The following is a 251-nucleotide window of genomic DNA, read 5'->3' as shown; positions in this document are numbered from 1 at the left end:
ATCGCGTGCGGGTCGTCCACGGCGAGGCGAAGGCGGGGGAGGGCGACGCCGCACAGTATCACCGTTTCGGGCTCCGGCATGCGCTCGACCGCCGCCATCGCCGGGCCCGCAATCAGATCGACCAGCAGGGCGACCGGCGCCATCGGCAGCACCTGCGCCGCGTCTACGATACCGACGCCGCGTACCTCGATCAGGCCGGCCAAGGGCGCGGGCGCCTTGCCGAAGACTGCGCCGCCGGAGGACCAGACCAC

General features: G+C 72.9%; 1 protein-coding gene. It reads right to left on the bottom strand.

Going from position 1 to position 251, the window contains the following annotated elements:
• Positions 1 to 203: hypothetical protein (locus tag C1X29_RS28995; protein ID WP_218275742.1), on the bottom strand; the 203-nt coding region annotated here is incomplete at its 3' end.
• Positions 204 to 251 lie beyond the last annotated feature (48 nt).

The organism is Pseudomonas sp. GW456-12-10-14-LB2 (assembly GCF_002884345.1).
Classification (GTDB): domain Bacteria; phylum Pseudomonadota; class Gammaproteobacteria; order Pseudomonadales; family Pseudomonadaceae; genus Aquipseudomonas; species Aquipseudomonas paraglycinae.
Note: the sequence above shows the minus strand (reverse complement) of the source record. Positions and strands in the feature narration are given on the sequence as shown.